The following is an 8,127-nucleotide window of genomic DNA, read 5'->3' as shown; positions in this document are numbered from 1 at the left end:
ACAAGCTCTAGATTCTCAGAATATATATCAGAAATTAAATTCATTCACTCATTCAGTTCTAAGGGAAATCCCTATGACAATGCCTGTATTGAGTCTTTTCATGCTGCCCTAAAAAAGGAAGAGGTTAACCTAGTAACCTACTACGATTTTAATGCTGCAAGACTGGCAATTTTTGAATACATAGAATCCTGGTACAACAGAAAGAGAATCCATGGTAGCATTGGGTATATTACCCCTCAGCAATGTGAGGATATGGCTAGAAAATCAGCATAGTAAATCCGAGTTTTTGTGTCTAAAATATTGACATAGGTCCAAGGTAAAACTGCCGTAAATAAAGAATGGTAGTTGAAGTAAACGATGTTCTTCATTTGACTGAAATAGAAGAAGATAATCTGGTATATGCACTGGTAAAATCATATACCCAAAGTGAAGCTTCCATGATGATGGTGAATATATGAGAAAGCAATTCGGGAGCAATCAAAAAAGTTGCTCCTATTTAATTATTGGGATTTTAAAATCTTCATTTACCAATGGTTGTGATTATGATGGATTGAAAGATACCATATTGGAAGCATGTCACATATTGCTATGTAGGAAATATATTGTTATTGAACAAGCTTATTAAATTATATGAAAGGAAGTGTTTTTATGTCAGTAATCAATGTGACACCACTTATGGATATTACAGAACTAATACTCTCAGACAATGTAAATGAAGGAGATGTACTCCTTTTGGAAGAGGGCATATATTTTCAAAGTGTTGCCGTTTTAAAAAACTATATTAGAATTGTTGCTAAGGGGCCAGGAGTCATCTTTGATGGTAGAAGTATCCTCCTTGATGCCTTCATACTGCCTGATGTAGTTGGAGTAGGGATAGAAGGTATCAACATAAGACATTATAGAGCTAGTGGCATATTAGTTGAATTTGGGTTTGGACATAGAATAATAAATAACAGAATTCATAATATGTTAGAACATGGAGTGGAAATAGTAAGTTCCAGGGATAATCTAATCTGGAGAAATGAAATTAGTTATTGTTACGATGGCATATTATTAATTGGAGGTAGCACAAATAATCGTGTTGTTGAGAATGTAGTTAGCAGATGTTATGGAGATGGGTTTGAATCCTTTTTATCACAAGATAGCAACAATGGCTTCATATCCAACAAATCCATAAGAAACAGGAACAATGGCTTAGAGATGTACGGCAGCAACAATCTGGCGTTTAATAATTTATTGATAGATAATGGTCTAGGGGTGATAGTAAGTCAAGAAAGAGACTCTGTGTTTATTGGAAATAAGGTTAAAGGTACTATATTTGGTACCCATATTATTTTTGAGGAATATACCAATTATTTTGCAGGTGGAAACAATGTAGTATGCAATCGTGAAGAAGGCATAGAGAATAATAACGGACAATTTGGAGTGTTCATAGATAATGAAATATCATATAATGGAGATTCTGGAATTTTGCTTGGTGAAGAATCTACAGGAAATCTTGTAATGAATAATAAGCTGGTATGCAATGTTCCGGAGAATATAATCGACATAGGTTCCAACAACAATATTATAAATAATATTGAAAAAACATGTGAGCTTTGTGAATCACCAAGTGCTGTTTGTGAAGGTTATTCTGATGAAGAAGATAATAATATCCATGAATCAAAGGCAGGTGTCAATTAATGGATGCGAAAATGAAAATAGAAAACGAAATAACCAGGAAGAAAAAAGTAATCGAAGATTGTGAAAATATGATGGACAGAGTTCCGAAACATTTAAGAACTAGCCAGGAAACTGCTCTGGAAATTTACAGGAGAGAATTAGAATCCCTTGAACAGGAATTAGCAAAGCTGTAAAATATGGATTTAATGAATAATTTGAAATAGCTATGTTTATGGAGTTGCCAAGCCTTAGTTTATTATGGCTTGGTTTTTAAGCATTTTGTCAGCAAAGAAATTATTGCATTGGAAGATGGTTATATTAGATTTGCTCCATGATTGCTTAATTATTTTCAATCAGTTTCTTTGGTGTTCTATCTGATCTTCTAAATTAACTGTGTGTATTGGTAAAAATGTAGTGTGAAGACTGAGTCGTTTAGACATCAGCATCAACATAAATAGGATATAGTTACAAATTCCAAAGAAATCGGTGAACCTTTTAAGGTGAGATCCTTTGTGTTTAAAGTAAGCAAACCTTGATATACTGTATAATTGTAAGAAGGTTGAATAACAGCATTTATAAAAAGGTTGTGATAGGAAACTTTTTTAGGATTGAGTATGCCTTTATATCCATACATTTTTATTTCATCATTGTTAGTATAGGTGTTTCTATCATGGGCAAGGGCATTATAAGTATAAGTTTTTGCTTTAAGAACTTGACCATAGCTGCCTTTTATGGTTATGAACTCTAAGGTAATAGGGGCTCCTTTGATAGGTATATCTGAGGTCAGTAAAGTGAGAAGTCCCTTTTTTACTTCATAATTAACTTTCGGCTGCAACACTCCATTGATATATAAATTAACAAGGGATACTTGTTCAGGATCCATTATACCTTTGTATCCATAGCATTTTAGTTCATCTTCGTCATTGAATTCTTTCTTCATCCCATTGGAAATGGTATTATAGCAATATACTTCTACCGGCAAGATCCTGCCGTTTCTATCTTTGAAAGTAACAAAGTTAATTATTATAGGAGCTTTTTTCTGAGGAACATCTTCTGTTTTTAATGTGAGCAATCCCTTTTTGATATCATAGTTAACCTTTGGCTGTAAGACTCCATTGATAAAGAGGGAACAGTACGAAACCTTATTAGGATCAAGGATGCCCCGCTTGTTGTATTTGCTTATTTCATCTTTATCAGTATATGTTTTTTTGATTCCATCAGAGAAAGTGGTATATTGATATATTTCAGCTTTAATGATTTTTTCTTTGTATGTAATATTTATTGCATTTGTGAAAAGGCATTGGTGAAATATTTTTGTAACATTGACACATTCTCTTTCTAATGCAAAAATATTGACATTTTCCGTTGAATTATCTATGACAGGAATAACTAAGTCTGCTTGACCCTCTGAATGAACAACAGTGCCAAGCATCACTTTTATTTTTTTATTAAGTGAATTATTTTTAGTGCACATGTCAGCAATACAACATTTAAAACTATAGGTTCTAAAAAATACATTAGTTCCTTCTGGTGCGTAAAGATGAAAAAATTTATATGCCTTAAATGGTATTGGTTTTGAGATGCGATTATCACCTATAAAAAGGGAAACATAGCCTTTTATTAACACCAAAAACTTGTTCATATCCACAATTTTTCCCGAGGGTAACTGGACACGCTTTTTAAAAACAATGTTAGGAGGTGTTATATTGATATATTTAATTGCATTGGGCTTGTATGGGTTTAAAATGTTTCCTTCTTTATCTGTAAGGTGACATTCAATTTTCCATGACATATTGTTAGACATCATTTTCACTCCAAGCAAACCTTCTACATTATTTTATTCCCATATATTGTTCATAGTTACATTTGAAACAGAAGGGTGGGCATGATGCCCCACCCTTTCTTTTAGTTAAGTTATTATTGTGGTATTAGAATCTGCATTTGGAACGAAGTTAGTAACAATTAGAGTAACTAGTGCATCTTCTGGAATATTGGTTGCATCCTGGATTATTACGTCTGTAGTTGAAACTGTATATAAGGTTTCCTGTTGCAATGCGCCATTTATAAACAGTAGATAATAGCCATTACCTGCTGTAACTTCAGTAATAGTAGTTACGGGATTATCTTGGTCGTCTATAAAAGCAGTTGCCGGAATGGTTAAGACTTCTGAAGCAATATGTTGAGGATCTACAGTATAAAAGAATCTTTTCACATCCGGGTTAGTTGAAACAGTTGTTACTGTTTCAGCAGTTATGGCAAGTTTAAACAATGTAGCCATGCTTTACCCTCCTTTTATGATTTGATTATCTTTGCACTACATAATATGTGGACTAGATGTGGGTGGTGCAGGACAAAACTTGATATTCTTATGTAGAGATATAAAAAAATATTTAACTGTTGAGTGAGTAAATTGGATATGTTACTCTAATTACAAATAAATATAATGTAATGCATTGGGAAAATTTAAGTAAGCAGAAGATAATGATGGTGAGGATAGAGTATGAGCTACTACGGTAGATAATAGAGATAGAAAGAAAGGGAGTGACACTCAATGACAAATGAACGGGTATACCAAATGCCATTTTCGAAGGTCTATCCATTGCTGGTTCAGAAGGCAGAACGTAAAGGGCGAAGCAAATCCGAGGTTGATGAAGTGATCTACTGGTTGACGGGATATGATTACTCCGGATTGCAAGAACAAATTGTAAAGAATGTGGATTATGAAACCTTTTTTAACGAGGCTCCCCAGATAAACCCAAATGCCCCTAAAATTACAGGAGTGATTTGTGGATATCAGGTAGAAGAAATACAAGATACTCTAATGCAGAAAATTCGTTGGCTTGATAAATTGGTTGATGAATTGGCAAAAGGAAAACCAATGGAAAAGATTTTGAGGAGTTAAAGCTTAGGGATTGTAGATAAGGAAAATAAGCCTTGCAGGAAATGTCCACCACAATGATAAAAGTTATAGGGATTGCAAGCCGTTGATTGGCATGTAATCCCATATAGCCTTGAATTAATAACTAAAGAGTTTTTGCATAATTGCCTATTTTTTTATCCATGGTTGTTATATGGTTTGTAAGCCAGTTTATAACCATTTTGTTTGCATTTATTACAACTAGAATATTACCACCAGATTCGTTATATTCTTTCTTCAATTTAGCAAGTTCTTCAATGAAGCTTGCATGTGCTTTCTTTTGGGCATCGAGCTCAGGGTAGCCGATTTTTTCCATATAGGCTTCTTCATCTTTAAAGTGTTGCTTTGTATAATCATCTAAGAAATCAATCATTGTATTTATATATTCCTTAGCTCTTTGTGCTTTACCGGCTTCAAATAGTTCATTAGCTTTTTCAAACCATATTTTGTGTTGGTCATCAATTTCCTTGACACCGACTGATAGGTTAGGAGTCCATGCAATGGCCATAAAAATCCTCCTTTCATATTATTTTCATCATATAGATTGTATAGCTTTTTACAGAAAAACTCAATAGATTTCCAAAAAGGATGATTTATGTGTCGAGAGTAATCAAAAGGAAGAACAAAAAACTTCTTTCTATGAGAATCAGATTTTGGATAAAGCTATCTGGTGGTGAAAGGAAGAATTATAATTGAAGGCGAAGGATGAGAAGATGTGATTGAAAAAATTAAGCTAAAGGATGTCGTAATCAGTATTGCTGATGATTTATTTGGAAGGAAGAGAATGTGGGAATAAAATTGATGATGAAATAGGGCCTATTTTCACACAATATATTGTGATGTTGGCAAGTACCATGGATATCATTTTTACAAAAGTGGGTGAGAAACTGAAGGAAAAGGCAACTATGATTCTAAAGCAGATAGCTAAGTGTATAAATATAAATGACTAAGAACCTAAAATGCTTTAAAAACTGTTATGCAAGATTCTTGATGAATGTAAAATTAAAATAAAGGAGAATGAAAGATGAAGGTATATGATTTTACAGTAAAAAGCAATATGGGAGAAGATGTATCTTTATCCCAGTACAAAGGAAAAGTTCTGCTAATTGTAAACACTGCCACAGAATGCGGCTTGACTCCTCAATATGACGGTTTGGAGGCACTGTATAAGAAGTATAAAGATAGGGGATTTGAAATTCTGGATTTCCCTTGCAATCAGTTCTTAAATCAAGCACCTGGTACAGACGATGATATTGCCAATTTTTGCAAATTGAACTTTGGAACAACTTTTCCTCGCTTTGCTAAGGTAGATGTCAATGGAGAAAATGCTAGTCCGCTATATGTATGGCTCAAAGGGCAGGCTCCAGAGGATAAGGGAGATGCAGATACATTGGCATTTGAGGAAAAAGTAAAAAAATATACACCTGATGCGAGACCTGGCGATATTAAATGGAATTTTGGAAAATTTCTCATCGATAGGAATGGAAATGTATATGCCAGGTATTCACCGGCTTATAAGCCAGAACAACTAGAAAAAGATATTGAGAAACTTCTTTAAACTAACCGTTAATAAATTGTAATGTTCATGAAAGAGTTCACAAGAAGCAAATATTCTGTTATGAGACTGTGAATTTCCTGTCTGCAACATTGGTGATAATAAGAAAGGCTGTTGCACAACATATAGTTGATTAGTAGTGCACAGCCAATTTTTGTTTTCATCGAACTTTTCAAGTCTATTAGATGAAAGTATTTCTTCATATGTATAATCAAGATCATGGAAACTAGTGTCATTCCTCATTTACATGGTCATTGTTGACACCTTTAAGAGGGCAAGCCAAAATCAGCAGTTGTGGAATAGGCGTATATATTATGATAATATGGGTGCCTCCGTTGAAGGATTTAACCTGTTTATTAAATCAGCTATTTTATTGAGATAGTTTTATAAACATCAAGTATACCAATGCAGTTGGTGAATCAATACATCATCCAAGGACATTATAAGATAAGAAAACTAAGAGTCAGTTGGGTTATGAATGTCTCTATAATTAATTCAACTGACATTTAGAATTTACTTTAATCACAATTCCATAGAAACTATGACATTTCTTTTTAATAATGATGAATCAAAGGTACATCTCCAACATTTAGTAATTGAATCATAAAATACCTTTCGAAATTTTGATAATAATAATTATTCTTTTTATTTTTGTCGAAAATAGACGAATAATCTTGAAATTTACCATAATTAGTCGTAAAATTTAAAGGTATGTACATATAAAATTATATTAATTATCTATTAATAATAAGTTGCTGATTTATGGTAAATACCAAATATATTCATAGTAAAACTATATTGGGATTATGGCACAATTAGTCAAAGTATCCAATCTTTATTTTTGACCCATTATGCGATTATTTCACTTTTAATTTAACAATTAACAGATTTAAAAAGGAGGAGTTAATATGAAGCTCAGAACACGGTTACTTTTAATGCTATTATCTACTAGCTTAATTCCACTACTGATCTTTTCAGGTGTGTCCGGATCCGCATTTGTATCAACTTCCAGACAGTCTATCTATCAACTGAACAAGGACAAATTGGAGGTTGCAAAAGCTGAAATAAACGGAATGCTTGAGAAGAATTTTAACACATTACATATTATAGCCAATCAACCGGCAGTTCGTAATTTTGATATAGAAAATACGAAAGATGTTCTGTTAGGTGCTAAAAAAGCAAATCCAGATATAATTATTTCTCTTGCTGATGCACAAGGGCAACAGGTTGTTAGAAGTGACGATGATGCTTTAATCAATATCGGTGATAGAGGGTTTTTTAAGCAAGCAATGAGTGGGATTGAAGAATGTGTATCAGATATTCTCGTAGCGAAGGATACTGGAAACCTAATTGTAGTTATTGCCACTCCGGTTCGTGATATGAATAACAACATAGTCGGAGCCCTACAAGCAAGTATTGGGCTTTCACAAGTAAGTGAGTTTGTTACAGAACTTTCAGAAGGTAGTACAGATGTCTATGTTCTCTCAAGGCAAGGTACCGTATTGGCCCATCCTAATATGGAATATGTTCAAAACCAGGAAGATTTCAATTCATTGGAATTTATACAAGCAGGTCTTGCGGGACAAAATGCTACTCTGAAGACTGCAAACATCGAAGGTGAAGAAGTCATTGTCAGCCATGCATTGAACCAACAGGCAGGTTGGTTAATTGCCGTAGAGACACCTGTTGCGATGGCTATGTCTTCTTCCTATAAACTTTTGAATGTATGTGTTGCTATGCTTATTGCAGCTGCTATAATTGTTGGATTATTGGGTTTCTACTTCTCAAGACGATTTACAAAGCCACTGGTGGATGTGTCCTCAATAATAAAAACAATAGCCGATGGGGATTTGAAAGATTTTGAAGTTAAAGTAAATACAAAGGATGAAATAGGAGAACTTTATCACAGCCTGAAGACTATGACTGAAAACTTAAGAGGCTTGGTAAGCAATATTCAATCCGTTGCTTCGAATTTAGCCTCTCATTCTTTGCA

General features: G+C 33.6%; 10 protein-coding genes. 7 read left to right on the top strand and 3 right to left on the bottom strand.

Annotated features, from left to right (window positions below; all coding sequences use genetic code 11):
* From BUB48_RS17025 to BUB48_RS18220, 3 genes are all read left to right on the top strand, one after another.
* A partial coding sequence (locus tag BUB48_RS17025; protein ID WP_139250034.1) for an integrase core domain-containing protein occupies window positions 1-273 on the top strand: 273 nt, incomplete at its 5' end.
* A gap of 375 nt (window positions 274-648) precedes the next feature.
* Window positions 649-1,683 (top strand): right-handed parallel beta-helix repeat-containing protein, encoded by a 1,035-nt coding sequence (locus BUB48_RS17020; RefSeq protein ID WP_073028063.1) that lies wholly within the window; start codon window positions 649-651, stop codon window positions 1,681-1,683.
* On the top strand, window positions 1,683-1,856 hold the full coding sequence (locus tag BUB48_RS18220) for a hypothetical protein (RefSeq protein ID WP_175548461.1): 174 nt from the start codon (window positions 1,683-1,685) through the stop codon (window positions 1,854-1,856). Before BUB48_RS17020 ends, BUB48_RS18220 begins: the two co-directional genes overlap by 1 nt.
* A 251-nt stretch (window positions 1,857-2,107) precedes the next feature.
* Here BUB48_RS18220 and BUB48_RS17880 read toward each other — a convergent pair whose 3' ends face one another.
* Both BUB48_RS17880 and BUB48_RS17005 read right to left on the bottom strand, forming a co-directional pair.
* Entirely contained in the window at window positions 2,108-3,466 is a 1,359-nt protein-coding gene (locus tag BUB48_RS17880) for a DUF4183 domain-containing protein (RefSeq protein WP_175548460.1), read from the bottom strand.
* A gap of 105 nt (window positions 3,467-3,571) precedes the next feature.
* Window positions 3,572-3,940 (bottom strand): DUF4183 domain-containing protein, encoded by a 369-nt coding sequence (locus BUB48_RS17005; RefSeq protein WP_073028060.1) that lies wholly within the window; start codon window positions 3,938-3,940, stop codon window positions 3,572-3,574.
* Window positions 3,941-4,213: 273 nt separating this feature from the next.
* On the opposite strand from BUB48_RS17005, the gene BUB48_RS17000 reads away from it, so the two are divergent.
* Window positions 4,214-4,564 (top strand): DUF2200 domain-containing protein, encoded by a 351-nt coding sequence (locus tag BUB48_RS17000; RefSeq protein ID WP_073028058.1) that lies wholly within the window; start codon window positions 4,214-4,216, stop codon window positions 4,562-4,564.
* A 121-nt stretch (window positions 4,565-4,685) separates the two neighbouring features.
* Here the strand turns inward: BUB48_RS17000 and BUB48_RS16995 are convergent, their stop codons facing one another.
* Window positions 4,686-5,087, bottom strand: a complete 402-nt coding sequence (locus BUB48_RS16995; RefSeq protein WP_073028055.1) for a bacteriohemerythrin — start codon at window positions 5,085-5,087, stop codon at window positions 4,686-4,688.
* 247 nt (window positions 5,088-5,334) lie between these two features.
* On the opposite strand from BUB48_RS16995, the gene BUB48_RS16990 reads away from it, so the two are divergent.
* The 3 genes from BUB48_RS16990 to BUB48_RS16980 form a co-directional block, all read left to right on the top strand.
* The gene (locus tag BUB48_RS16990) at window positions 5,335-5,529 is read left to right on the top strand and encodes a hypothetical protein (RefSeq protein WP_073028052.1); all 195 of its coding nucleotides are present in this window, start codon (window positions 5,335-5,337) and stop codon (window positions 5,527-5,529) included.
* 74 nt (window positions 5,530-5,603) lie between these two features.
* Window positions 5,604-6,137 (top strand): glutathione peroxidase, encoded by a 534-nt coding sequence (locus tag BUB48_RS16985; RefSeq protein ID WP_073028050.1) that lies wholly within the window; start codon window positions 5,604-5,606, stop codon window positions 6,135-6,137.
* Between the two features lie 905 nt (window positions 6,138-7,042).
* Window positions 7,043-8,127, top strand: a 1,085-nt coding sequence (locus BUB48_RS16980) for a cache domain-containing protein (protein ID WP_139250032.1), incomplete at its 3' end; no start/stop codon positions are given.

Source organism: Lutispora thermophila DSM 19022 (assembly GCF_900142105.1).
In the GTDB taxonomy this organism is placed as follows: Bacteria; Bacillota; Clostridia; order Lutisporales; family Lutisporaceae; genus Lutispora; species Lutispora thermophila.
This window is presented reverse-complemented; position numbering and strand designations above follow the sequence as displayed.

Excerpts from the sequence above, each read along its gene's own strand:
- BUB48_RS17020 (WP_073028063.1), top strand. The coding sequence starts at position 649 with ATGTCAGTAATCAATGTGACACCACTTATGGATATTACAGAACTAATA.
- BUB48_RS18220 (WP_175548461.1), top strand. The coding sequence starts at position 1,683 with ATGGATGCGAAAATGAAAATAGAAAACGAAATAACCAGGAAGAAAAAA.
- BUB48_RS17880 (WP_175548460.1), bottom strand. The coding sequence starts at position 3,466 with ATGTCTAACAATATGTCATGGAAAATTGAATGTCACCTTACAGATAAA.
- BUB48_RS17005 (WP_073028060.1), bottom strand. The coding sequence starts at position 3,940 with ATGGCTACATTGTTTAAACTTGCCATAACTGCTGAAACAGTAACAACT.
- BUB48_RS17000 (WP_073028058.1), top strand. The coding sequence starts at position 4,214 with ATGACAAATGAACGGGTATACCAAATGCCATTTTCGAAGGTCTATCCA.
- BUB48_RS16995 (WP_073028055.1), bottom strand. The coding sequence starts at position 5,087 with ATGGCCATTGCATGGACTCCTAACCTATCAGTCGGTGTCAAGGAAATT.
- BUB48_RS16985 (WP_073028050.1), top strand. The coding sequence starts at position 5,604 with ATGAAGGTATATGATTTTACAGTAAAAAGCAATATGGGAGAAGATGTA.